The organism is Bacteroidota bacterium, assembly GCA_018266755.1.
GTDB lineage: Bacteria > Bacteroidota > Ignavibacteria > Palsa-1295 > Palsa-1295 > JAFDZW01.
In genome coordinates, this window is the sequence record JAFDZW010000005.1 from 390,930 (window position 1) to 415,515 (window position 24,586).

21 protein-coding genes are annotated in these 24,586 nt (G+C 52.7%); 8 read left to right on the forward strand and 13 right to left on the reverse strand.

Translation table 11 applies throughout. The annotated features are described in order from the left end of the window. Positions 1 to 5: 5 nt before the first annotated feature. The 3 genes from JSS75_06250 to JSS75_06260 form a co-directional block, all read right to left on the reverse strand. Positions 6 to 1,565 (reverse strand): Ppx/GppA family phosphatase, encoded by a 1,560-nt coding sequence (locus JSS75_06250; protein MBS1903284.1) that lies wholly within the window; start codon positions 1,563 to 1,565, stop codon positions 6 to 8. Further along, positions 1,565 to 4,738, reverse strand: coding sequence for a glycosyl hydrolase (locus JSS75_06255; protein MBS1903285.1), 3,174 nt, complete (start codon positions 4,736 to 4,738; stop codon positions 1,565 to 1,567). Before JSS75_06255 ends, JSS75_06250 begins: the two co-directional genes overlap by 1 nt. Before the next feature lie 69 nt (positions 4,739 to 4,807). Continuing rightward, a complete protein-coding gene (locus JSS75_06260) occupies positions 4,808 to 5,032 on the reverse strand; it encodes a hypothetical protein (protein MBS1903286.1) in 225 nt (74 codons plus the stop codon). A 127-nt stretch (positions 5,033 to 5,159) separates the two neighbouring features. Between JSS75_06260 and eno the strand changes: the two genes are divergently transcribed. Together eno and JSS75_06270 are read left to right on the forward strand one after the other, a co-directional pair. After that, the gene (gene eno, locus JSS75_06265) at positions 5,160 to 6,470 is read left to right on the forward strand and encodes a phosphopyruvate hydratase (GenBank protein MBS1903287.1); all 1,311 of its coding nucleotides are present in this window, start codon (positions 5,160 to 5,162) and stop codon (positions 6,468 to 6,470) included. Between the two features lie 50 nt (positions 6,471 to 6,520). Further along, positions 6,521 to 7,933, forward strand: coding sequence for a phosphoglucomutase/phosphomannomutase family protein (locus JSS75_06270; protein ID MBS1903288.1), 1,413 nt, complete (start codon positions 6,521 to 6,523; stop codon positions 7,931 to 7,933). Here JSS75_06270 and JSS75_06275 read toward each other — a convergent pair. From JSS75_06275 to JSS75_06285, 3 genes are read right to left on the reverse strand one after another with little or no spacing between them, the layout of a single operon-like run. Beyond that, positions 7,830 to 9,545 carry a hypothetical protein gene (locus JSS75_06275; protein ID MBS1903289.1) on the reverse strand — a complete coding sequence of 572 codons (1,716 nt, stop codon included), beginning with the start codon at positions 9,543 to 9,545 and terminating at the stop codon, positions 7,830 to 7,832. The two genes, JSS75_06270 and JSS75_06275, sit on opposite strands and share 104 nt — an antisense overlap. Positions 9,546 to 9,589: 44 nt before the next feature. Then, positions 9,590 to 10,024 (reverse strand): acyl-CoA thioesterase, encoded by a 435-nt coding sequence (locus JSS75_06280; protein MBS1903290.1) that lies wholly within the window; start codon positions 10,022 to 10,024, stop codon positions 9,590 to 9,592. A gap of 2 nt (positions 10,025 to 10,026) precedes the next feature. Then, a complete protein-coding gene (locus tag JSS75_06285) occupies positions 10,027 to 11,058 on the reverse strand; it encodes a PLP-dependent transferase (protein MBS1903291.1) in 1,032 nt (343 codons plus the stop codon). A gap of 114 nt (positions 11,059 to 11,172) precedes the next feature. On the opposite strand from JSS75_06285, the gene JSS75_06290 reads away from it, so the two are divergent. After that, the gene (locus JSS75_06290; protein ID MBS1903292.1) at positions 11,173 to 11,679 is read left to right on the forward strand and encodes an Lrp/AsnC family transcriptional regulator; all 507 of its coding nucleotides are present in this window, start codon (positions 11,173 to 11,175) and stop codon (positions 11,677 to 11,679) included. 26 nt (positions 11,680 to 11,705) lie between these two features. Further along, on the forward strand, positions 11,706 to 13,043 hold the full coding sequence (gene glnA / locus JSS75_06295) for a type I glutamate--ammonia ligase (GenBank protein MBS1903293.1): 1,338 nt from the start codon (positions 11,706 to 11,708) through the stop codon (positions 13,041 to 13,043). A 128-nt stretch (positions 13,044 to 13,171) separates the two neighbouring features. Here glnA and JSS75_06300 read toward each other — a convergent pair whose 3' ends face one another. The 3 genes from JSS75_06300 to JSS75_06310 form a co-directional block, all read right to left on the reverse strand. Next, positions 13,172 to 13,840: a class I SAM-dependent methyltransferase gene (locus JSS75_06300; protein ID MBS1903294.1), complete on the reverse strand. Its 669-nt coding sequence runs from the start codon at positions 13,838 to 13,840 to the stop codon at positions 13,172 to 13,174. Between the two features lie 91 nt (positions 13,841 to 13,931). Next, positions 13,932 to 14,696 carry a heavy-metal-associated domain-containing protein gene (locus JSS75_06305; protein ID MBS1903295.1) on the reverse strand — a complete coding sequence of 255 codons (765 nt, stop codon included), beginning with the start codon at positions 14,694 to 14,696 and terminating at the stop codon, positions 13,932 to 13,934. Between the two features lie 82 nt (positions 14,697 to 14,778). Next, complete coding sequence (locus tag JSS75_06310; protein ID MBS1903296.1) at positions 14,779 to 15,366, reverse strand: helix-turn-helix transcriptional regulator; 588 nt, start codon at positions 15,364 to 15,366, stop codon at positions 14,779 to 14,781. A gap of 170 nt (positions 15,367 to 15,536) precedes the next feature. Between JSS75_06310 and JSS75_06315 the strand changes: the two genes are divergently transcribed. Continuing rightward, positions 15,537 to 16,556, forward strand: coding sequence for a hypothetical protein (locus JSS75_06315; GenBank protein ID MBS1903297.1), 1,020 nt, complete (start codon positions 15,537 to 15,539; stop codon positions 16,554 to 16,556). 96 nt (positions 16,557 to 16,652) lie between these two features. Here the strand turns inward: JSS75_06315 and JSS75_06320 are convergent, their stop codons facing one another. After that, the gene (locus JSS75_06320) at positions 16,653 to 16,946 is read right to left on the reverse strand and encodes a hypothetical protein (GenBank protein MBS1903298.1); all 294 of its coding nucleotides are present in this window, start codon (positions 16,944 to 16,946) and stop codon (positions 16,653 to 16,655) included. Positions 16,947 to 17,199: 253 nt separating this feature from the next. Between JSS75_06320 and JSS75_06325 the strand changes: the two genes are divergently transcribed. Together JSS75_06325 and JSS75_06330 are read left to right on the forward strand one after the other, a co-directional pair. Continuing rightward, positions 17,200 to 18,318, forward strand: coding sequence for a c-type cytochrome (locus tag JSS75_06325; GenBank protein ID MBS1903299.1), 1,119 nt, complete (start codon positions 17,200 to 17,202; stop codon positions 18,316 to 18,318). A 132-nt stretch (positions 18,319 to 18,450) separates the two neighbouring features. Beyond that, positions 18,451 to 20,199 carry an ABC transporter ATP-binding protein gene (locus JSS75_06330; protein MBS1903300.1) on the forward strand — a complete coding sequence of 583 codons (1,749 nt, stop codon included), beginning with the start codon at positions 18,451 to 18,453 and terminating at the stop codon, positions 20,197 to 20,199. Between the two features lie 40 nt (positions 20,200 to 20,239). On the opposite strand, the gene JSS75_06335 is transcribed toward JSS75_06330, so the two are convergent. The 3 genes from JSS75_06335 to JSS75_06345 all read right to left on the reverse strand — a co-directional run bounded on the left by JSS75_06335 (position 20,240) and on the right by JSS75_06345 (position 23,249). Continuing rightward, entirely contained in the window at positions 20,240 to 20,605 is a 366-nt protein-coding gene (locus JSS75_06335) for a four helix bundle protein (GenBank protein MBS1903301.1), read from the reverse strand. A gap of 108 nt (positions 20,606 to 20,713) precedes the next feature. Beyond that, positions 20,714 to 22,159 (reverse strand): NADP-dependent isocitrate dehydrogenase, encoded by a 1,446-nt coding sequence (locus JSS75_06340; GenBank protein MBS1903302.1) that lies wholly within the window; start codon positions 22,157 to 22,159, stop codon positions 20,714 to 20,716. Between the two features lie 127 nt (positions 22,160 to 22,286). Continuing rightward, positions 22,287 to 23,249, reverse strand: a complete 963-nt coding sequence (locus JSS75_06345; GenBank protein ID MBS1903303.1) for a threonylcarbamoyl-AMP synthase — start codon at positions 23,247 to 23,249, stop codon at positions 22,287 to 22,289. A 95-nt stretch (positions 23,250 to 23,344) separates the two neighbouring features. Here JSS75_06345 and JSS75_06350 point away from each other — a divergent pair, with 95 nt between their 5' ends. Beyond that, positions 23,345 to 24,217 carry a YihY/virulence factor BrkB family protein gene (locus JSS75_06350; GenBank protein ID MBS1903304.1) on the forward strand — a complete coding sequence of 291 codons (873 nt, stop codon included), beginning with the start codon at positions 23,345 to 23,347 and terminating at the stop codon, positions 24,215 to 24,217. The last annotated feature ends 369 nt before the right edge of the window (positions 24,218 to 24,586 follow it).

Consider the following 24,586-nt stretch of genomic DNA (forward strand, 5'->3'; position numbering starts at 1 on the left):
TTCGGTTATGAAAATCGGACTTCTCGCCCGAAGACTTCCTCAAACAAGGTTTTCTTCCGCTCTGCTCCCCATATTTCAAGCGAAGCGTCCCGGCCCATCTCCCGGCGCAATTTGAGGGATATTTCAACCTTGTTCGAGCCAATTCGAGTGTCTACGCCCCGAACAAGCCCCAGGTTTCCGCGGTCCAGGCCTTCTGCAATACGCAAAATGGCTGCGAGACGACGAACCAGTTCGCGATGTTCGTCTCGCTGCAACTGGACAAACCCCTCATGTTTTAGCTTCGGATGCGATTTACGATGGTAACGGGCCACATTTGCGATGACCTGAATCTCTTCGTTGGTGAAGCCAAGTAAGTCGGAATGGCTAATAATATAGTAGCTATGGAGGTGGTGTTCGGAGTGTGAGATGTGGTATCCAACATCATGGAGGAGAGAGGCATAGTATAAGAACTCTCTGGCTTCGGTGCCCATGCCGTGGAGCCGTTTGGTCTGATCGAAGATCGAGAGCGCAAGCTCGGCGACATGATTGGAATGCTCCGCGTCATAATGACAGAGTTCGGCAAGATGCCGGACACTCTGTTCCCGAACATCTATAATCTTTCGGTGGGCAGTCCCATCATTAAATCGGTGATGGCGAAGATGGTCATACAGCACGCCCTCACGAAGCGCATAAGTACTGGTCATTACTTCACTTGCGCCAAGCAGCTCCATCGATTGTTCAAGGATCAGCGCACCGCCGAGAATGATATCCGCTCGCTTCTCGTCAAGGCCGGGTATTTTCCGACGCTGTTGGGTCGTCGAACATGCCAAAAGCAAAGAAACAACCTCCCGCACTTCGGCAATATCCATTGTAAAGCTGTTGAGCCGAAGTGCTCCTGATTTGCCGCTTTGACCACCTCGTAGCGCAGCAACCATGCTGGCAACAGAGAGCGCCGTCCCGCTCGAGACTGCTGCAACGGCGAATCCCCGTTTCTCGATCTCCTTCGCAGTCTGTGCCAGTTCACCAACGATATGCCTTCGGGCTGCTGAGACCTCCCGCGGAGAAGGACGATCTGAGAGATTAAAGTGTTTCGTGAGACGTATTGCTCCAAGTTTATGACTTACTATAAACTTGGGGCTACCTCGTTCTCCCAATACGTACTCCGTAGAGCCACCTCCGATATCGAAAACCAGAGTCTTCTTTGCATACAACGGCAGGGCTTGGAGCACTCCTAAATAGACCAAACGCCCTTCTTCAAATCCGGAAACGACCTCGATGTTGATCCCAAGTACTGACTTCACCTTTCGGATGAAGTCATCCTGATTCTCCGCCTCGCGGATGGCACTCGTGGCTATCGCCCGGACGGCCTTCACTTTTCGAGTATCAAGGACGGTCTTGAACCGACGAAGCGCATCCATACCCCGTTTCATCGCCTCCGGGGTCAGATATTTCATGTCGGCCCCACTTTCGCCGAGACGGACCATCTCTTTGTCACTCGAAACTATACGGAACGAGCCATTCGGCTTCGTGTCCGCAATCACGAGGTGAAAGGAGTTTGTCCCCAGATCTATCGCCGCAAGTCGCATCAGTTTGAGATCTCGATCACTGGTTTTCTCAACTTCTCTGCCATCGCATTAAATTGTGGCACCGAGTACTTCTCTACGGCTCGCAGGATTGCAAGTTGCTTGTCTACGTCGAAGCCCAGGTCTTCGAACACCTCATAATCCTGGTCGGTCGGACGGGCGTCGGCACTTTTGACGACGTCAAAGAGCATCGAGAATTTATCATTGAGCTTTACCGGAAACCGTAGCGCATCCTCCCCTGCCTTGATCCGAACCTGAACAAGTTCGTCTTCGACCATTTTAAGCGAATCGAGAAGCGGCTTTGCAATTGCCTTAAGTGGTTTCGCGGCATTCGAGTCGCTGATGCTTCCAAGAAATCCCTCGACAGCCCCGCGAGTTTTGCGTAGTTGCTTTATGGCACGGTGAATAGCAGTGATCGTGTCACGGATCTGGAGTGCCAGCTTGAGTTGAACGTCGAGGTCGCTTTGCGTTACTTTGACCTTGGGATATTCAAATACCTCGAAGTCTTTCGATCCAAGAACGGTGTCACCCCGCAGAAGTTGTACGACATATTTCCCCGGAGCGCATTTGGGGCCGGTAAGGGAGCCCTGAAGTACCATCCCGGGCTCGGCCTCTTCTGCGTCGGGATAGCGCAGATCCCAAACGAACTGGTTCATCCCCGAATCGGCTCGCAGAATGCCGGGCCGTTTGATATCGGGATCCTGATAGAACTCCTTACGAATCTTGATCGGCTCATGCTTCTTGTCCCTGGTGCTTGAATAGCTGATGATCGTATCCCCCTTATCGGTGAGGAATCGGAGTTCAATCTCGCTCGTCTGTTTCTTATTGAAATAATAGCGGATGATTGCACCGTTTGGTGCATTTTGACCGGATGTGATTGCAGTATCTCCGCCGTATCCTTCCATACGGACAGTCTGACGTGGAGCAAACAGATAGGCTGGCGAATGTGCCACCGAGTCTGATAGCTGATACAACGATGTTATGTCGTCCAGGATCCAGAACGAGCGGCCGTGCGTCGCGATCACGAGATCGTTATCCCGAGCCTGCACTTGTATGTCGTGCACCGGAGTGATCGGCATGTTCAATCGAAGCGATTGCCAGGAAGCACCGTCATTGAACGAGATATACACTCCCCGTTCCGTCCCACAGTAGAGGATGCCTCGCTTATGTGGATCTTCTCGAATGCACCGGGTAAACGAACCATCTTCGATCCCGTCGGTGATCTGCGTCCATGTCTGGCCCATGTCGGTCGTTTTGAACAGATACGGGTGGCGATCATCCCATTTATACCGATGAGCAGCCAAGTAACACGTCGATGCATCGTAATGCGATGGCTCGATGATCGAAATAATTGCCCATTGCGGCAAACCTTTTGGGGTCACTTTTGACCAGTGTTTTCCTTCGTCTGTTGTGACGTGCACTAACCCATCGTCCGTCCCGGCCCACAGCACGCCTTGTTTTACGGGCGAAGGCGCAAATGCGAAAATGTCAGGGTACGTCTCGGCCCCGGTGTTGTCCTTGGTGATCGGCCCACCGCTCGAACACATCGTTTCCGGCAGCATGCGCGTCAGGTCGGGACTAATGATCTCCCACGTATATCCGGAATTCGTGGTCTTGTGTACGAATTGAGAGGTAACATACATCGTCTTCGGATCGAACGGCGAGAATGCGATCGGGTACGTCCACTGAAAACGATATTTCTTCATGCATGAACCGTCGCCAAGACCAGACTCGGGGTATGGGGAGATCATTTGGTATTGGTCGGTGGACTTCGTGTACTTGCTCAATTGCCCATCGTATTCGCCGCCATACGTAATGTCGGGATTCGTAGGATCCGGCACGATGTATCCGGCCTCTCCGCCGGCTACCCCATACCACTGATCGCGACCGATATCGCCGCCTGTTGTACGGCTGGCAATCCGTATCGATCCCCAATCCTGCTGTGCACCGTAGATATTGTACGGGAAATCATTATCGAGATTGACATGATAGAACTGTGCGGTCGAAAATCCCGCCGATCCTTTATTCCACGTTTTTGCGGCGTTGAACGTGATTGCAGCACTGCCATCTTCACCGATGATGAAATTATTCGGATCGTTCGGGTTGATCCACATATCATGGTTATCTCCGTGTTCCTGTCCGATGACGGTGAACGACTGGCCGCCGTTCGTCGAACGCCAGAACTCTACATTCATGACATAGACCAGATTCTGGTCCTTCGGGTCGCAAAACACACCGCTGAAATACCACGGGCGCTGCGTGAGGTTATTGTTCGTGTCGAGTTGCTGCCATTTCTTTCCTCCGTCATCGCTTCGGAACAGCCCCCCATGCTCATTTTCTATCATGGCAAATACACGATCCGGATTCGCAGGCGAGACGGCAATGCATATCTTGCCAAGCATCCCCTTCGGCATGCCCGGATTCTTCGAGAGCGAGAACCACGTCGATCCGCCATCGACCGATTTATAGAGACCGGACCCATCCCCACCGCTCGTGAGAGACCATGCTGTCCGGTTGGCCGTCCAAAGAGACGCGTACATCGTCATGGAATTCGATGGATCGAATTCGACATCAACCGCACCGGTACTATCGCTGTGGCTAAGGACAAGCTGCCATGACGAGCCGCCGTCGGTGGTGCGATAGAGCCCGCGTTCGGGGTTCTTGCCAAAGATCTGGCCCATGACCGCAACGAACGCAATATTCGGATTTGTGGGGTGGACGATGATGCGGGCGATGGAGTACGATTTATCGAGCCCGATATGCTTCCAGGTCTTTCCGGCATCGGTCGACTTGTACATCCCATCGCCAAGCGAAATCGTATTGCGAATCGCCGCTTCGCCCATCCCGACATAGATGACATTCGGATCGCTCGGCGCGACGGCCAGCGCACCGACCGAGCTGCTATGAAACGTCGTATCGGAAATAGGATACCACGTATTACCGGCATCTTCGGTACGCCAGACGCCACCGCCCGTTGCTCCCATGTAATAGAGCATCGGTTTCTCTTTGACGCCGCAGACACTCAAGCATCGACCGCCTCGAAACGGGCCGATATTCCGCCACTTCATGGCGGAAAAGAGCGAGTGAGGATACCGTTCGCTTACCTGTTTGGCTGAGACTGTGCCGCTTGCAAGCAATCCGGCAAGTAGCAACGATCGCACGATGAAGTTCTTCAAGTGATCCGCTCCTGGAATGTATTCAGGCTACAAATATACCGGAGCGTTGTCGTTCGTGCGGCGAGGAGGTTAGTTCAGCTCCGTAAACTCGGCGTCGATAATCGTCGGCTTGGTGGATTCTTCGATCTCTGTCGGATGCAATGTCGCCGATGATTTCTTGACAACAGGGGTATTCTTTCGTTGATTATAGACCTTCATTTCACCCCGGTACCCTTCCATAAAGGGCTCGATGATCCGCCTGAAGACAATCAGGTATAGGAAGAACAGTACGAAAATATCGAGCAAGAATCCCATTGCGGTTACCGATCGTGCGCACGATAGAAATCCGCTCGATCATAGTACAAATTTACGTCAATTGGCTATCCGGGTTACCCCGCTTCGTAACTTTGCACCATTATTATTCTCTTTACGATTCGATCCGATGCCAGCAATTCTTGAACTTTACGCCCGCGAGATCCTCGATTCCCGCGGCAACCCGACCGTAGAAGTTGATTGTGTACTTGAAGACGGTTCGTTCGGCCGCGCAGCCGTTCCGAGCGGCGCTTCGACCGGCGAGCACGAAGCCGTCGAGCTTCGCGACGGCGACAAGAAGCGATACGGCGGCAAAGGCGTTCGCAAGGCGGTGCAGAATGTCAATTCCACGATCGCCGATGCACTCCGCGGAGAAGTCGCGACCGAACAGCGGATGATCGACGAACTCCTTTGCGAACTCGACGGAACGAAGAATAAATCAAAGCTTGGCGCCAATGCCATCCTCGGTGTCTCGATGGCCGTCGCAAAGGCAGCAGCCGAATCACTCGGGATCGAACTCTATCGTTACCTCGGCGGCACGAATACTCACGTGCTCCCGATGCCAATGATGAATATCATCAACGGTGGAGTGCACGCCGACAACTCTCTCGACTTTCAGGAATTCATGATCCTCCCCGCAAAAGCAAAGAATTTTGCCGAGGCGCTGCGAATGGGGACCGAGACCTTCCACTCGTTGAAATCGGTGCTCAAGAAGAAAGGACTCAACACCAACGTCGGTGACGAAGGAGGCTTCGCTCCGAATCTCAGCTCCATCGACCAGACACTCGAGTATATACTCGAAGCGATCGTTTCTGCAGGATATAAGCCTGGCGTCGATATGCTCCTCGGTCTTGATTGCGCATCGAGCGAAATGTGGCGCAACGGGAAGTACGAACTCTATAAGTCCACGAAAAAGACTCTCACGCGCGATCAAATGATCAAGCTGTATGAGGACTTGGTGCGTCAGTACCCCATCGCCAGCATTGAAGACGGAATGGCAGAAAACGACTGGCAGGGATGGAAGGCGCTCACCGATGCCATCGGTGATACGGTTCAGTTAGTCGGTGACGATCTGTTCGTTACGAATGTCGAATTTCTTTCAAAAGGTATCGAACAAGGCGTGGCTAATTCGATCCTCGTCAAGGTTAACCAGATTGGGACTCTCACCGAGACATTCGATACCGTTGCTATGGCCCAGCGTGCGGGGTACTCCGCGGTCATCAGCCATCGTTCGGGCGAGACCGAGGACAGTACGATCGCGGATATCTCGGTAGCCCTCAATGCCGGACAGATAAAGACGGGCTCTGCCTCGCGTACCGACCGTATCGCGAAGTACAATCAGCTCATTCGCATCGAAGAAGAGCTATCGGGTGCGGCAGCATACGCCGGTGCAAACGCACTAAGCGTGAAGTACTCGTACGCCTCGAAGAAAAAGAAATAATTGTAGACCATTACCCACAGCCGATTCACTCACGATAAACGACTGCATACATGCCGATCAAGTTTGGGACCGACGGATGGCGCGACGTCATTGCCGAAGGGTATACATTCGAGAATGTTGCCCGTGTATCGCTCGCAACCGCTCGCTATTTCAAATCGCAGCCGAATAGCAAAGCCGGTATCTTTATTGGCTATGATGCGCGCTTTCTCTCCCGTGAGTTCGCAGAACTTGCTGCCAGAGTGATTGCTTCGACCGGCTTGAAAGTCTATCTTTCATCCGATATTTGTGCAACACCTGCGACGTCGCTTGCAATCGTCGAGAAGAAACTTGCCGGTGGCGTAATGATTACAGCCTCACATAATCCGGCCAAATATAACGGCTACAAGATTAAAGGGTCGTACGGCGGCGCTGCACTTCCATCGGCTATTGCAAAGATCGAGGACGAATGTGCGAAAGTGATCAAGTCGGTGAATATCGTCGACGTCCTCGACACACTCCCCGCACTTGCCGAGCTCGAGCACAAGGGAAAGATCTCCGAACTCGATGCGCGAACGATGTACATCAAGAAGCTTGCGAAGCTTGTGAACATCGATCGCATCGAACGCTCGGGGCTTGGCTTAGCCTACGACCCAATGTATGGCGCCGGGATAGAAACACTTGAGCGTCTTATGCCGGAAGTTTCTATTCTGCATAATGTCCGCAATCCAGGTTTTGGCGGCACTCCGCCCGAGCCCCTGCCGCAGAATACGAAAGAGTTTGCACAGTTCGTCGTCGAGGGAGGCTTTACTCTCGGCCTCGTCACCGATGGAGATGCAGACCGCATCGGTGCCATCGACGAGAACGGCACGTTCTTTTCATCGCAGATGATCTTGTGCCTCTTGCTAAAGTACCTTGTAGAAGTAAAGCGCAAACGAGGGAAAGTCGTCGTCAGCCTATCGGTCACCTCGATGATCGATCGTATGTGTGAGCGCTATCGCCTCGACGTGGTCCGAACGCCGGTCGGATTCAAGTACATCACCGAATACATGCTCAAAGGCGGCGTACTAATTGGCGGAGAGGAGTCCGGTGGAATCGGTATTCCCTCTGTACATATTCCCGAGCGTGACGGTCTTTTCAACGGCTTGTTGCTCGCCGAAATCTGCGCGTACTACGAACAGTCGTTGGCCGAGCTTGTCGAAGACCTTGAAAAAGACTACGGCGTCCATTCCTACGACCGATTCGATTTCCATACAACCGACGCGCGGAAAAAGAAGGTACTGAAGAAAGCCTCCACGGGGTTCAAGACAATCGCTGGTAAGCAGGTCACCAATACGATCACGACTGACGGATACAAATTCGAGCTTGCCGACGGCAGTTGGCTCATGATCCGCTCTTCGGGTACCGAGCCTCTGCTTCGGTACTATGCAGAGTCGTCGTCGCCGGCGATGGTGAAGAAGCTGCTCGCCTTCGCGAAAGCGCTGTAGCGGCTCCAAGGCCGACCAGGGCGATCAATCCGAAAGCGGATATCCACGCCCCAACTCTTTCGGAGTTCTGTTTGACGATCCGAAGTTGGTAACTCCGCTTCCCTTCTGTGATGGTGGCTACGATGCGCCCGAGTGAATCCGACCGAACAGGATACTCGACTCCACGGTCGTCCTTCAAATGCCACGTCGGGAAATACGCATGATCGAAGAGTAAGTCTGCCGAGGCGCTTGTCTGGTCCACTTCGAATGTTGTAGTCGTCGCCCCACGCTCGATCCGGCCGATCGAAGTGGAGCCTCTTGTAATACGGATCTCCCGATCGTTTGTGTGTTTGGCAAAGAATCGCATCGCAGCCTCGGGTTTGTCTGCGACCACTTCTGGCAAGTACTCCGGTGCATCCATTGTCGCATCGGCAATAGGCGCAAAACCAATGGATTGATCGGTTGCATTACGTGAGAAGATCCATAGTGCTCCTGCGCTTAAGACAAGCATTAACACAACGCCTACTGCAGCAAATTGCATATTCATCTTCGATTCGAATATGCGTACGATCAATATCGAAAGACCCATTGTGATCCAGACATCCCACCGCCACGTAAACTGTACAATATCCATGAATGGAAGTATCTTCCAGATCGGATACAGCACGTACGGTACTTGAACTGCAATTGCAACGATGAGTGCGAATTGAGTTGCACGGTCAAAACTGTTTAGCGTATCCCGCAACGTGGAACGTCGGACGTAGACAAAACCTATCGTCACAATCAGCAAAGCATCGAGTAGCACATAGAGAGTCTTGATCTTCTGGCTCACCATCGAATCGAGGAGTGCATATCCGGTCGAATGATTTGCTTCGATCGCCAGGTTCACTCCACCCATTGCCTGTGTTGAGATCGCATCCTTCAAATCGGATACAGGCATCACATACACTGCACTCACTGCCAATGCAAGCAGCATCCCAGCAATCTGCGACAATAGTAGCCACCGGCGCTCACCTACCCAGACTTTCCCAACGATCCAATAAATGAGCGTCACATACAGTAGAACGATCGTTGCAGGAACATTAGAGAGCAACAGCCCGGACCACCCGATCGCCGACCAGAGTGCAGCCCGCAGCATACTCTGCCTGTCCGTATTCCCATGTTGGAGCGTATAGAGTGAGAGGAGCACAATCGGCACGAATGCGAACGCCGCATGCTCACCGAGCGCATTCCTCAGGAACAAATCCGCACACCGGTATGGGAATACACAGTAGAAGAGAGCCCCAAAGCCCGCAGCCATTCTCGATGACGAGACCGCTCGTAACAACAGATAACTACTAATACTCGAGACCAATAAGAACAGTACGCTCACCACGGTGAAACGGTTCGCCTCCGTTGCAACTCCGATCAACGATACGATTCCTCCTACCCAATATGGCAATGGTGGGTAGTAGTAGAATGCCGGCGATCCGAAGCCTGCAAACGAATCCGGCATCCATCGCGGATACCAATGTCCTTCCGCGAAAAGATCACCGAATTGTCGAAGCCAATTCAAATGGATCCACCCATCGGAACCTAGAATCGGATAGAACAAAAGGAGGCCCAGCATCATCAACGCGGAAACGATCAGCACCATTTGCACCAATCGAAGGTATCCACGGTATGATGATTCGGCACTCACTGCTGCAATAATCGGGAGCGAAGTGTCGCATCAAGTTCCTTCGGTCGGTCTGTCGTCTCATCGACTGAAACCATGACGGATTCACACTCGAGGATTCGTCTGCCAGAAGATTCCAGATTCATGATCTGCTCGAGTGCAATGCTCGTCTTGCCGAGATTCGACACTCTTGTATAGATCACGAGTTCATCGTCGAATTGCGCCGGCGAGAAATAATTGAGCGCATTCCGGACAAAGAAAAACTTATGGTGCTGCGCGAAGGTCCCGTGATCCATCGGAATACCGGCCACGTCACGACAGAATTCAATCCGAGCGACTTCCAGCATTTCCAGATACCGCGAGTTATGGACTACCCCCTGCCGATCGCATTCGTGCGAGCGAACCCGATATCGTGTCGAATAGGAGTAGTCAGATTCTCTGTACTGTGTATCCATCGTTACGAAAAATACTCAGCGATGACTTGCGCTGCCGATGCACAGTCGATCGAAGAAACATCGAGATGTGTAACGGCACGAAGCGTCCCTGGTTTTCCGTGCGAGAGTCGTACGCCGCGTTTCTCAAGTTCTGCAATGTGGTCGTCCATTGAAACGCTAACATCCAGCGGTTGCATCAGGACGATGTTGCTCTGTACCGAATCAAGATCGATATGCACGGACGTTGCATGTTTCGCGATATACTCCGCAAAGGATCTCGCATGCGCATTATCTTCGGCAACCCTGGTACGATTATTGCGCAGCGCGAACAGCGCTCCGGCTGCAATGATACCAACCTGCCGCATTCCGCCACCCCACATCTTGCGGAAGCGTCGTGCTTTCTCGATATGCTCTCGTGTCCCACAGATCGCACTGCCGACCGGCGCACCGAGGCCTTTCGAAAAACAGATAGAAACCGTATCGAAATGAGCAGCATACTCGATCGGTTCGTGGCCTATGGCAGCACATGCATTCCATAACCGCGCTCCGTCAAGATGCATGCCGATCCCCTTCTCCCTGGCAACATGCGAGATTTCGGCGATGCGCTCCATCGGATAGATGGTGCCTCCGGCTCGGTTATGCGTATTCTCCAGGGCAATCAGACGAGTGACAGGCATATAGTATGCCTTGTCGCGAACTGCCGAGGCTACTTCGCCCGCACTCAGGATCCCCTTGTCCTGCGCTTTGACGGGATGAAGCTGAATACGCGAAAGAAAGCTTGCCGCTGTTGTCTCGTAATTGTAGATATGGGAATCTTCCTCGACAATCACCTCGTCTCCTTCGGTCGTATGCACCTTCAGCGCCAACTGGTTCGTCATGCAACCCGTGGGGCAATACAAGGCCGCTTCTTTCCCCACGATAGCGGCCGCCTCTGCCTCCAGAAGCTGCACCGTCGGATCTTCGGAAAATACATCGTCGCCCACCGACGCGTTCGCCATAGCAAAGCGCATTGCTTCCGAGGGTTTGGTCACGGTATCGGACCGCAGGTCGATCATAGTGGTTACCTTATTTATTAAAGTAATGGTTTTTAGAAACCTTAATTAGTTTTGTCGTATATTTGCACTGCGTTACTAATCAACCGTAGGCAACCAGTGGCAAATCCGAAACGAATCGAGCGACCGACCCCTGCTCCGTCCCATTTGGGACTGGACGAGATCGACCTCGATCTGGTCATTGCACTGCAAAAGTACGGACGCCGCAAGCGCAACGAGCTCGCCGAGGAGATCGGCCTCTCGCTGCCGGCGATCAGTGAACGGCTCCGAAAGCTCGAAGAAGAACGCGGTATCATTAAAGAATACCGTGCCGTTCTCGACCCCAAACGCCTCGGGCTCGATGTTGCCGCCTTCATTTTCGTGACCGTCGAATCGAGCACGTTGTACCAGAACTTCCTTGAGCATGCGGCGAAGCATCCCGAAATTTTGGAGGTCCATGCCATCACCGGCGACGGATCCCATTTGTTAAAAATCCGGACGTGGAATACATCGACGCTCGAGCAACTCCTGTCCGAGATCCAATCCTGGAAAGGCGTCAAACAGACCCGGACCAATATCGTGCTTTCGTCTCCGAAAGAGACGACTGCGCTCCCGATCGAAGAACTCAAGACTAAACACAAATAATTTTCACCAAACACCACTTCTGACCAATGACGAAACAACAAGTACTTGCTCTTGCAAAGCAGAATAAAGTCGAATTCATTAATGTGCTCTTTACCGATATCCTCGGTATCATGAAGGGCATCACGATTCCGGCTTCGAAGCTTTCCGACGCCATCGATTCCAACGTATGGTTCGACGGCTCGTCGGTCGAAGGCTTCGCCCGCATCTCGGAGTCGGATATGTACCTCAAACTCGACCTCGACACCTTCAAAGTGGTGCCCTGGACGAAGAACACCCGCGGCGTCACGGCGCTCATTATCGCCGACGTGTTCATGCCGGACGGCAGCCCGTTCGAAGGTGATCCGCGTGGGATTCTGAAGCGTCAGCTCGCCCGTGCCGACAAAGCAGGGTATGTGTTCAATACCGGCCCGGAGCTTGAGTTCTTCTTGTTCAAGAAGGGCGAAGACGGATCGTTGCAGCCGATGCCGCACGATACCGCCGGCTACTTCGACCAGGCCACCGACCTCGGCACCGAGATCCGCAAGGAAATGACGTTTGCGTTGCACGAGTTCGGCATCGATGTCGAAGCGTTGCACCACGAAGTCGCCATTGGTCAGCACGAGATCGACTTCAAGTACGACGGTGCCCTGCGTTGTGCCGACATCGTCATGGTCATGAAGTACACCCTCAAGTCCATTGCCGCACAGCATGGCTTGCATTGTACGTTCATGCCGAAGCCGATCGGTGGCATCAATGGCTCGGGCATGCACGTTCACCAGTCGTTCTTCTCGAAGGACGGCAAGAAGAACCTCTTCCACGATCCGAAGGGTACGTACCAACTTTCTGACATCGCAAAGCAGTACATCGCCGGACAGCTCGTGCACATCCGCGCGATGAATGCTATCCTGAACCCGACGGTGAACTCGTACAAGCGCCTCGTCGTCGGCTACGAAGCACCGGTGTATGTTGCATGGGGTCAGCGTAACCGTTCGGCACTCATCCGCATCCCGCGCATCACTGCCGGCCGCGAAAAGGCAGTGCGCGCCGAGCTCCGTTGCCCGGATCCGGCTGCGAACCCATACCTCGCATTCGCGGTGATGCTCGCTGCCGGTCTCGACGGCATCGAGAAGAAGATGAAGGTACCGGCACCGGTCGAAGAGAATATTTTCGAATTCACCGACGAGGCCGCTGCCGCTCGTGGAATCACCACCGTTGCGAAGAACCTCATGGAAGCCCTTGACGAACTCAGAAACGACAAGGTCATCCGTGCAGCACTCGGCGAATTCTGCGTCGAGAAGCTCATCGAAGCGAAGACCGCCGAGTGGGACAGCTTCCGCATGTCCGTCACCCAGTGGGAGCTCGATCGCTACCTCGAACAGTATTGATCGTTTCTTAGCCTCATTTCAAGCCCCTGTTCGTTTCGACGAGGAGGGGCTTTTTATTTCCTGATGTTGGACACAGTACATCTCTCCTTTTATAGAGTAATGTACACCTCAGAGAAGCTGTCTTAGAGTTATGTTATAACGGCCTCGAACACATTTTGAAACCCAAGCAGCCGTGGGAAACAACGGATGAGAGCAGGCGGAAGTGTAAACCCGCTGATCTCATGACGTGTAATACGATAGCCGGCTTCTTCAATCAGTGTGCGAGCGCTGCTTGCCGTAAAGAACTTTAGGTGTGTTCGATCGAGAATACCGGAGTCGGTGTAGTCGAAATTACCCCGCAGGAGTCCGAGCCGTATGCGCCAATACGCAATATTCGGCAGACTTACGATAATATTTCCGCGGGGTGCAAGCAATGTACGGGCTGCACGTAGCACACGATCGGGGTGTGGTGTGTGTTCGAGAACATCGCCGAAGATGATCGTGTCGAACCGCGTCCAGCCCATTGCCTCGACCTCTGCTTCCCAACCCGGCTGCCAAAGATCGACGAGCGCAACGCCTGCCAACCGTTTCGCTGCCTGCGCCAGCGCTACGGAATCTGCATCGATACCGATGACGTGCGCCTGTTTATGCTGTGCGAGCGCCTCACCGAGAATACCGGTATGGCATCCGACATCAAGCACCCGCGCATATTCGGGTACCATATCGAATTCAAGGCGATGCACATTGATCGGATTCGCAAGTTGCAATTGAAATTCGTATCGTGTGTGGGCCAGCGGACGATCCAGTTCGAGGAGCATAGGAGTAGTGTTTGTGTACTCCTAACGGACACCCGAACTCCGCATATCATAAGCGTGGAGTTCGGGCATTAATCGTTGACCTACTCACTGCTCAGAGCAGTCGCATCGCGATCATCGCCACCGACATCACGATCATAAGCCCATCTTCGAGAATTGTGATCGTTCCCATCGGTAGGTTGAACACTGTCCCGAGACACGCACATTTGATCGTACGTTTGTTCGTCACCGACTCGATGACTCCGACGATACTCACCGACATCACCGCAAGCGAGGCTGAATAGAGCCACAGTGTTTGCGGAAAGAACAGGAAGCCGATTCCAAAGCCAAGTTCGATGAATGGATAGATATACCCAAATCCGAGCCAGCGTTTGGTAATGATATCGTACGACGAATATGATGCCGCAAACCCACGAAGATCGAGCAGTTTGAAGAACGAGAAGGACAGAAAGAATCCGCCCATGAAGTCACTCATGAGACGCTCGGCCGAGTATCCGCGTACTACCTGCTGCAACAGAACTATTCCAATGATATAGCCGAGCACAAGTCCGAGTGGATAGTATGCACGAAGTCCGGCCGGTGTCTCCGCTTGTGGAAAGTCGATGTTAATTGGCATTGTCGCAGGTGCCTGGTGCACCGCCGAATGGCTCCCCTCTTCTGTCAAGCGATACGCACCGGCCGTGCTCAGAGCCTCATTGAGACGTTCGGTATCTATATGACGGCGCATCGTGATCGTCGCACGAGGTGGATCTTGTGTTACATCAGCGCGTTCGACGTCCTCCAGCGTTTCGACCGCCTTCTGTACGCGGGCGGCACATGAGCCGCAATGCATGCCAGTTATGGAATATGTATGTGTCATGGAATGAATCGTGAATATATCTATTCTCGATTCATCCTACTCGGAAGCGTATTACACAGTTACCACGAACAGTTACAGGATTTTATGGCTGAGTCACCGCATCGATTGCCGTTCGTTTTTCGCCTTTGAGGATCTTAAAGTATGATGGCGTGAGCCCGGTGACCTTCTTGAACTGGTTCGAGAGATGCGCCGTACTGCTATACCCGACCTTCCGAGCTATCGCAGCGAGCGTAAGTTCATCATATACGATCAGCTCTTTTACATATTCCACCCGCTGCAGGATCGCGTATTGTTCGATCGTGATATTCTCAGTTGCCGAGAAGAGTGCGCTCAGGTATGTGTACTCCCTGCCGAGTTGCTTAGCAATATGATCGGACAAATTTCCTCGGACGCGATTTGGATCGCGAACCGCGTCGATCACAATATGTTTGATCTGCTCGATCAGCCGCGAACGGTGGTCCTCGAGCAGTTCGAACCCGTTGCGACCCATAGCCTCGGCAAGCGCATCATACTCGTCGTTGCGTACGGGGCGTTCGAGGGTTACTTCGCCAAGTGCAATAGACGCAATTGGAACTCCAAGCCGAGTTATCTCCTCTCGTACGACCCGAATACATCGGTCGCAGACCATATTCTTGACGTATATGACGGTATGGGGGGTGGATGACGGCATGTAAAATTGCTCTATTCCAAATTAACAGTTGGACATGCCCATTTGTTTTCTCGTCACAATGCTTGTATTCAACACCCATTATTGCATAAGATCGCCGCTTCGCCGATAGGAATTATTCCGACGGACTCGGTGCTCTTCGGTAGTTCATCATTATTACGATCATCCACTTCATGAATCATCTCTATCCTTCGAAGATTGTCCGATGGGTGTTACTATGCTGCCTGATATCAACAGCCATCGGCTGCGGATACATCATTGATCCACCCAAACCATACTCCGGTTGGACGATGAACACGCTCTGCTGGAGTACCGATGGGACTAAGCTCTTTGTGTCCGGCACACAATCTGACACGTCGTATGAGAGCAATTTAGGCATCTACGATAGTACCGGTACGCTTATTCAAGAGTTCGACTCCCTGTCATTTGCAACTGGGTACTACAGTCAATCCGCAGCCAGCTCCGATCCTCAGTCACTATTATTTCAACAAGGTAGTTTAAATCCGTTCGTCATGCGGTACTTCCCGTTGTCGGATTCTACCTCAATCATCGCAGGCGGCTATATGTATGCAATTTCCCCCGATAGGCGCCTTTTATTGCTCGGACCAACATCGTATAACAATACAAGAGCTCGGATGCTGGTGGTTGATGTGAGCGGCCCGACACCACGAACCGTCTTAAGTTGGGACGAGGATATTGGTCCGAGTCGTAGTATTGGTGTGTGGCTGTCTTCGACACGATTCGCATATCCATCGCACAATTCGCTGAACCTCGAACATCTTGTGATCCGCGATACCTCAGGTGCAATTCTCGATTCGATCGAGTTTACTCACAGTCCGTTCGATCCGGGGTCGATGCCTGCCAACGTGTGTTTTGCACAGGGGACGTTCTTCTTTAGTACTAGTGCTGGCGTGACAAGAGTCGATTCGGCCACGAAGCAAATATCCACCATCTCGGCCGATGTCAGTTCGAATATGCAGATCGCTCAAGATGCATCGTTCGTCGTGTACCGCAGCTCCACCAACTATCAGGTGTCGATCCTCAATTTAAAGACTGGTCGTATCCAGTCGTTGGGAATATCTCCGAGCTTCTTCGTTCTTAGTCCGGACTCACGGCACCTTGCAGTGTCGTCGAGATCGTCTTCAAAGACTCTGCCTAAAACTCTTGATATTCGTTCGGTGAGTGCACCGTAATCGAACACATATCTACAGACTGATAACAAAACGCCACTGCTTCCCTTAGACGGGAGCAGTGGCGTTCGCATTCAGATATTCGGCTGATGGAAACCCTTAGTTTCCGAACCGGCCGAGGATCTGTGCTTCACTGGCAGCAGTGTATGCCCGAATGACCATTGAACGATCGACTTTGTGGAAGTCGTTGTCGGGGTCGAGATCCAGCAATACAGCACCCGCAGCAATGATGCCGATGTGTTCGGCGTCTGAGCCGCGCGAGAAGTTCGGCGCTTCAACTGCGAGCATCGAACGCGGTATCTCCACCGTATGGTGGCGATGCCGTTCGTCGGAAACGGTACAGCGGAAGTAATCCGGCCCTTCCTGCCACTTCACCAGTGTGACATTGACCATGCGTGTATCCTCCTTTGTTACTCTTGATGAGAAATGATCGGACTCTTGCCCAACCTCTCGCCTATTCCAAAGGTTCATCCTCGAAGGTTATCCGTTCGTGATATTTTCTTAGCAGGATCATTAACGCCGAACGGCTGAAAATGAGAAAAGTCTCATGAACCTTTATTAAGACTTAATCTTTATTACTGACGTCAATACGCAAGGATGACGGGGCGGGTATGTGGGCCGAGGTTCACTTTCCATCATCTGCGCTATGTATCTCAATCCTACAATCAAATTACTTGCTATTCTTGGAGTGGCAAGCGTCGTATCGTCGTGCAAGAGTACTTCCGAACCTGAGACCTCGGTAGAGGCGAAGAAGATAGAAGTGGGAAGAAATATATTCTTCGATACGAAATTATCAAACCCTGTCGGTCAATCGTGCGCAAGTTGTCACTCCGCGTCGACAGGCTTCAGTGATCCGAACCATGCGATCGTCTCTGAAGGAGCGGTGAGCGGATTATTCGGCAATCGAAATGCACCGTCCATCGGATATGCATCTTTCACTCCGCTGCTTCACTATGATACTACCGATTCCACCTGGGTCGGCGGTCTCTTCCTCGACGGCAGGGTCAATACGCTCGAAGAGCAGGCCAAAAAGCCGTTTCTCAACCACCTCGAGATGAATAATACCTCTGTTGCGATGTTGGCGAGCAAGCTACGGGCAGCATCGTACTATCCTCTCTTTGCAGAAGTATTCGGGACAACCGCTTCGGATGATTCCGTGTACGAATATATCGCGCAGGCAATTGCCGCATTCGAACGTACTTCGGCGTTCGCGCAATTCACATCGAAGTACGACTACTACCTCAAAGGAATGGCGACGCTCTCCGAACAGGAAATGCGCGGACTTCGGCTCTTCGAAGATACAGCCAAGGGGATGTGTGCAAATTGCCATATTACAACTCCCGATGCGACAAGCGGGAAGGTACTCTTTACAGACTTCACCTACGATAACATCGGCGTCCCCAAAAATCCGAACAACCCATACTACACGCTAAGTGCGAACGAGAATCCGAGCGGCAATAATTATATCGACCGAGGACTTGGTCCGATCGTCGGGCAGAGCGAGTCCGACGGTCAGTTCAAAGTACCGTCCCTTCGCAATGCGGCCGTATCCGGTCCATACTTTCATAACGGATATTTCTCGACGCTTGAAGAAGTGGTTCACTGGTACAACGTTCGCGACTCAGCGACTGCCGCAGGTGGCTTCCCTCCCCCGGAAATCGAAGGGAATGTCAATCATGAAGAGTTGGGTCATCTACACCTCAGTCCTCAGGAAGAAGCGGATATCGTTGCATTCATAAAGACACTGACGGACGGATACAAATAAGTCGTCGCTGTCGCCGTGGGAAGTGGCTCAGTGTGTGGCGTCTACCTGAGCCACTGTTCGGCATCGAAACCGGATGCGTACTTCGCTGACAAAACGGGGCCAAAATCGACCGGATCTGTGTTCCTATTGCCAATGAAATCGCTCCTACAGCTCATACCTTATTTCAAGCGCCATCGTTGGAAGTACGTTTGGGGACTCCTGTTCACGATCCTCTCGGCACTTGCGACCGCATTTCTGCCTCGATACGTCGGTCATGCCATCGATTCGCTTCAGGCGGGCACGGCAACGACAGCTTCGCTGCTTCGCGACGCAGGTATCGTGATCGCGACAGCGGTAGCCTCCGGATATCTGTTCTATTTGGTGCGCCAAAATACGATCGTGGCAAGCCGCGAGATCGAGTACGATCTGCGCAACGATTTCTTGCGTCACCTTCTGAAGCTCTCGATGCGATACTTCCAGAACACCCCCCAGGGTGAAGTGATGGCATACGCGACGAACGACATCAATGCAGTGCGAAACTTCGTCGGACCGGCGATCATGTATGCCGGTGATACGATCTCGACATTCGTATTCACCTTGTTTTTCATGATTACGATCAGCCCGAGGCTCTCACTGATCACGCTTGCGCCGCTGCCGCTGATGTCGGTTGCCGTGTATCTGATCGGCAGAAAATCGCATCCCCTGTTCGACGCCGTACAAGCGCACTACTCGGATATTACCGCTCATGCGACGGAATCGATCAGCGGCACGAAAGTCGTCAAAGCATATGTCCGCGAAGAGTACGAATCGAAGGTGTTCGATGAACTGAGCTACGGGTACTATCTCAAGAACATGCGTCTCGTCAAGCTCCAAGGCTTGATGATGCCTGCAATCTTTGGTTTTGTTGGGCTTTCTATCGTCTTACTTCTCTTGTTTGCCGCACCGAACATCATGTCCGGCCAGATGAAGTTGGGCGAAGTAACGCAGTTCATCATCTACCTTGGCATGCTCACATGGCCGTTCATTGGCATCGGCATCATCACAAATATGGTGCAGCGTGCGGCGGCCTCGATGACCAGGCTCGATAAGGTGATGACGCTTGTGCCCGATATTGCCAATGGTGCATCTGTTGATCCGTCGATCAATTCAATTGACGGTGAAATCGAGTTTCGTAACGTGCGCTTCCGCTATCGCGAAGAACTGCCGGAGGTATTACGCGGGATCTCACTGAAGATCCGGCGCGGACAAACACTCGCCATCATCGGAAAAACCGGCAGCGGCAAATCGTCATTCGTTCAGCTCATCCCGCGCCTCTACGACATAACGGCCGGACAACTACTCGTCGATGGGCACGACATCAAAACGATCCCAATCGAGGTACTGCGCGAACACATCGGCGTCGTGCAACAGGAGTCGTTTCTCTTTAGCGAGACGATTCGTGAGAATATTGCATATGGTCTCGACAACCCTCGTTCTCCACGCGTCGAAGAAGCAGCTCGATCGGCGGAGATCTATCAGGACATCGCAGATTTCCCGAACGGCTTCGAGACGATCGTGGGTGAACGCGGTATTACACTCTCCGGCGGACAGAAGCAGCGTACGGCGCTCTCGCGTGCCATCGCTCGCGACCCGAAGATCCTAATCCTCGACGATGCAATGAGCGCGGTCGATACACACACCGAAGAGCGAATCCTCTCGAACATGCGTTCGGTGATGAACGGCCGGACCAGCATTATTATCAGTCACCGAATCTCTACTGTCAAGGATGCGGATATGATCATCGTCCTCGACGACGGGCTCATCGCCGAACAAGGTACCCATGAAGAATTATTGAATCTCAGGGGACAGTATCACGATCTTTACCGGAAGCAACTGCTGGAGGAAGCGTTGCAGAACGCGTAGAGCATCATTCCCTCGGGAACAGAACGCAAATATCGTTGCCCTACTCTTCGAAATCGGGCAGCATGAGCTTTTCGATCATTCGCCCGATCTTCTCTGTCTTTTCGAAGAGGGGCTTGATCTCAACCTCGGGGACATACTTAAATCTGGCGGCGAGTTCAAGGTGCGTCTGCAACATCCCAAGTGTTGCAAGCGCGTAGGCGTAGAACCGGAATTCCATCCCTTTGCGCCCGCACGAATACCCTGCGCCGATCTTCGCAGGTATCTTAATTGCGACATTTCTCATCTGCCGAATCAGCACCGCTTCTTCGTTCGACGGGAATCGATCGCTGATGGCGTACACTTCTTGCACTAATTCCATCGCAGAATGCCATACGTCAAGATCCTCGAATGCTTTGATGTTCTTCATTGGGATGGGATGAATGGGTTGTGAATGCTGAACGACACTCGTGATCGCGACCGCCGCGGCACAGGGTGCTCCGCGGCGGTCAGGATCGAACAATACCCTACCGATGCATTATCCGTGCAATGCGGAATAGCCGGCCTCGCCGTCGAAGCTCGAAAGATTCTCGGTCTTCACGACGTCATAGCCTGCCTTGCTGATGCCGGTGATCACATCTACCACCTGCTGATACGAACACGTACCGTTCTCTGCGGCAAGGAACCGGGCACGCCAGAAATCGGTGTAGGATGCAACCGGCTGTGCATTCGGATACACCTTCACGCCTTTGTTCTCGATGATCGAAAGCTTGAGATTGCCGGACGACACTTTCTCGATATCGGCCCCGATCTTTTGCGGTTCACCACCGCTATAGTCAAGAAAAATATCCACGCCGTGCAATTCCTTTTTGGCCTTGTACGACGACTTCGGCGTGACGCCAAGCTTCATCGCTTCATTGGCCTTGCTATAGTCAGCCACTTTCAAGAGCTGCGGCTTTTGGCCAATGCGAGCGATGACTGCTTCAGCGAACTGCTTCGTCCCGACCTTCTGCTTGCTGACACCATCTTTGAAGATGTCGTAGGTGTGCACTCCGTCCTCAAGTGTGCGAAGCCATGCGTTATGCACCTTCTCAGCCACATCGTTCTGTCCGATATGCACGAGCATCATCACGCTGCCGAGCAATAAGCCCGACGGGTTCGCAAGGTTCTGGCCTGCACGCCGGGGCGCCGAACCGTGAATCGCTTCGAACATCGACGCGGTCTCGCCAATATTGGACGAGCCAGCCAAACCCACCGAACCGGCGATCTGCGCAGCAACATCGGAAAGTATATCACCGTAAAGGTTCGGCATCACGATGACATCGAAATTTTCCGGCGTGTCGGCAAGTTTTGCCGCGCCGATGTCTACGATCCAGTTCTCATTGATGATGTCCGGATACTCCGTCGCGATCTCGTCGAACACTTTATGGAACAGGCCATCGGTCAGCTTCATGATATTATCCTTCATGAACACCGTAACCTTCTTGCGGCCATTCGTGCGAGCGTACTCGAACGCATACCGGATAATCTTCTCCGAACCCGGACGCGAGATAAGCTTCAGCGCCTGATAAACCTGATTGGTCTGGCGGTGTTCGATGCCGGCATAGAGGTCTTCTTCGTTCTCACGCACGATCACAACATCCATTACCGGATGCTTCGTACCCACAAACGGGTGATAACTCACGCACGGACGAACGTTCGCATACAGACCAAGTACTTTGCGGGCCGTCACATTCAGGCTCTTGTAGCCGCCGCCCTGCGGCGTCGTGATCGGCGCTTTCAAAAAGACTTTCGTGCGGCGCAGCGAATCCCAGGCGCCGGGTTCGATCCCGGTGTTGATTCCTTTGAGATAAAGCTGTTCGCCGATTTCGATCTCTTCGATATCGAGTTGTGCGCCTGCTGCGAGGATAATATCGAGCGTCGCTTGCATGATCTCCGGTCCGATACCGTCTCCGCGTGCGACCGTAATTGGGGTCTTGGCCATAATAGAATCGTATTCGTTATACGTTAGATGATAGAGATGCCTGCTTCACGTGCACGATGCGTTCCTGAGGGGCCGTGACCGCAGAGTCACGGAAGGTGCCTGACGTGATGTATCCAGACTTACAAAATTACGACGATTCCGCGACGCGGTCCGCACTTGCACGTCTGAGCCGGTCATTAATCGCACGACCAAGTCCGCGCTCAGGTACCAACTCGGCATAAATGACATCGACATCGAGTTGGTCGAGTTCTCGTAGTGCAGCGAAGACAGCCCGAGCGGCCTCTCGCAGGTCTGCTTTTTCTGAAAGAATACGTTGATTCTCCGGAGGAAGATAAGGAGATGTAGCCGAGAAACCCAAATACCCCGTCCGACTATCACAGTTGGTCGGTGGCGCGGCGATCACTACACTTTTATGCGGTGCGTAATGCGACGCAAGCATGCCCGGGCCAACCGGCAAACTATCGGAGCCCGGCCTCACGTCCAGTGTGCCGAGATATGGCTCGAGCTGCTCCAACGCAACCCCCCCTAATCTGAATACTGACGACCGTCCTTCTAACTCACCGACGATCGTCGACTCCACACCGACCCTGCATTCCCCTCCATCGAGAATGTAGTCCACCGTATCGGCCAGCTGATCGGCAACATGCTGCGCTGATGTCGGACTGATATATCCAAACGGGTTCGCGCTCGGCGCCGCAAGCGGGAACGGTAATTGTTCGAGCAATTCTAGCGTCAATGCGTGATTCGGCACCCGCACGCCGACGGTGTCCAACCCCGCAGTCACAATGTCTGGGATAATCTGGCGTTTCGGCAATACGACCGTGAGCGGACCGGGCCAGAAATGTTCGCTCAGCACCTGTGCCCAATCCGGCACAGACCGCACAACCGAAGCGAGGGTGTCCGCCGAAGCAATGTGCACGATGAGCGGATCGAATGTCGGGCGATTCTTCACCTCGAATATGCGAGCGACTGCAGCGGCATCGAAGGCGTTTGCGGCAAGTCCGTACACGGTTTCGGTCGGGATCGCCACGATCCCCCCCGAACGGAGTATGGCTGCAGCTTTTTGAACGTCTGTTCCGATAATGTTCATCGTTGCTACGAATATACCATTGGATCGAGCCCCCCACTATCTAATACGACGAGATTTCAAAATACCACCGACGGGGTGAGTATTTTTGTAATGAAATGAATGCTTTCAGCCGTACCCGCTTCCCCGAAGCCGTAAAGTACTATGCCCTCGGCCTCTGGAATGGGCTCGATGAAGATCACTGCTTCATTTTCGCCTCCGGCATCGCGTTCAATGTGCTGCTCTGTATCATTCCCCTCTCGCTCATCTTGTTTCAGGTCTTCTCCATCATCATTCAGAATGATGAGACCGCTAAGCAAGCGGTGATTCAATACATCCAGAAAAGCCTGCCGATCGAACAATACGGCACCGTACTCCAGGATTGGGTACAGACTCAGTTTTCCTATTTTTCAAATGCGTCACTCATTCCGGGCATTATTGCGATCGTGGTTCTCATTTGGCTTGCAAGCGCTTTGTTTTCGTCGTTGCGCTCGGCGGTGAATGGTATATTCCATATCAAGACGCGGCATAATATGGCCCTGTTGAAATTGAAGGATATCTGGATGATCTTTGTTGTATCGTTCTTTCTGTTAGTCACCGTCCTGATTAATCCGCTGATCGGAACCCTGCAAAAAATAAGCGACGACCTGCTGCCGCCAATTATCTCCGGCCTCGTTCACAATACAGTGGTCACGATCATCCCGATCGCATTGATGGTCGTGCTATTTCTCTATCTCTACAAAACATTGCCGCACCAACGCATTCCGTGGCGCGTGGCCGCACTTTCGACAGCGATCACGGTAGTATTGGTCGAACTGATGCGTTACGTCTTTATCTTCTATCTCGAACGCATCTCGAGCCTCGGCGCAGTCTACGGGACATATGCCTTTATCGCTGTCGTCGCGTTGTGGGCATATTACGTCGCATTGGTGTTTACGATCGGCGCGCTCTCGGGCAAACTTTATTATGCGCGGATCGCTGCAAAACACTGAGTCGACGCCTCCCCGGTACTTCATTCGTATATTCGTATTGGATTCTTGAAGCGAATTGACCTGCAGGTTTCCCCGCCTGCACCCAGCTGCCTCATATTGTGTGCCCCCGCCTCAATAGAGCAACATCCCCCCCAGGTCCCCGCCTGGTGAATGCATCAAGACCAAAACCCTAAACCAAACTGAATCATGTATTCCCTGGACGAACAATCGATCCGACCGCAGTCAACCAAATTTGGCAGTGGTTTCATGACCGACCAAGGGCGTCGTCCGGGTGTCGTATTTCACACATCGACCGACACGAAGTTATTGATATAATATAAGGTTGCTCGCATATCGTCCTCGCCTGCACTACGCAGATATATTCTGCAG

Bases quoted from the DNA above. Each gene is read 5' to 3' on its own strand.
- JSS75_06345 (MBS1903303.1), bottom strand. From the start codon at position 23,249: ATGAACATTATCGGAACAGACGTTCAAAAAGCTGCAGCCATACTCCGT.
- JSS75_06305 (MBS1903295.1), bottom strand. From the start codon at position 14,696: ATGACACATACATATTCCATAACTGGCATGCATTGCGGCTCATGTGCC.
- JSS75_06270 (MBS1903288.1), top strand. From the start codon at position 6,521: ATGCCGATCAAGTTTGGGACCGACGGATGGCGCGACGTCATTGCCGAA.
- JSS75_06260 (MBS1903286.1), bottom strand. From the start codon at position 5,032: ATGGGATTCTTGCTCGATATTTTCGTACTGTTCTTCCTATACCTGATT.
- JSS75_06310 (MBS1903296.1), bottom strand. From the start codon at position 15,366: ATGCCGTCATCCACCCCCCATACCGTCATATACGTCAAGAATATGGTC.
- glnA (MBS1903293.1), top strand. From the start codon at position 11,706: ATGACGAAACAACAAGTACTTGCTCTTGCAAAGCAGAATAAAGTCGAA.
- JSS75_06325 (MBS1903299.1), top strand. From the start codon at position 17,200: ATGTATCTCAATCCTACAATCAAATTACTTGCTATTCTTGGAGTGGCA.
- JSS75_06250 (MBS1903284.1), bottom strand. From the start codon at position 1,565: ATGCGACTTGCGGCGATAGATCTGGGGACAAACTCCTTTCACCTCGTG.
- JSS75_06330 (MBS1903300.1), top strand. From the start codon at position 18,451: ATGAAATCGCTCCTACAGCTCATACCTTATTTCAAGCGCCATCGTTGG.
- JSS75_06280 (MBS1903290.1), bottom strand. From the start codon at position 10,024: ATGGATACACAGTACAGAGAATCTGACTACTCCTATTCGACACGATAT.
- JSS75_06350 (MBS1903304.1), top strand. From the start codon at position 23,345: ATGAATGCTTTCAGCCGTACCCGCTTCCCCGAAGCCGTAAAGTACTAT.
- JSS75_06300 (MBS1903294.1), bottom strand. From the start codon at position 13,840: ATGCTCCTCGAACTGGATCGTCCGCTGGCCCACACACGATACGAATTT.
- JSS75_06285 (MBS1903291.1), bottom strand. From the start codon at position 11,058: ATGATCGACCTGCGGTCCGATACCGTGACCAAACCCTCGGAAGCAATG.
- JSS75_06315 (MBS1903297.1), top strand. From the start codon at position 15,537: ATGAATCATCTCTATCCTTCGAAGATTGTCCGATGGGTGTTACTATGC.
- JSS75_06335 (MBS1903301.1), bottom strand. From the start codon at position 20,605: ATGAAGAACATCAAAGCATTCGAGGATCTTGACGTATGGCATTCTGCG.
- eno (MBS1903287.1), top strand. From the start codon at position 5,160: ATGCCAGCAATTCTTGAACTTTACGCCCGCGAGATCCTCGATTCCCGC.
- JSS75_06340 (MBS1903302.1), bottom strand. From the start codon at position 22,159: ATGGCCAAGACCCCAATTACGGTCGCACGCGGAGACGGTATCGGACCG.
- JSS75_06320 (MBS1903298.1), bottom strand. From the start codon at position 16,946: ATGGTCAATGTCACACTGGTGAAGTGGCAGGAAGGGCCGGATTACTTC.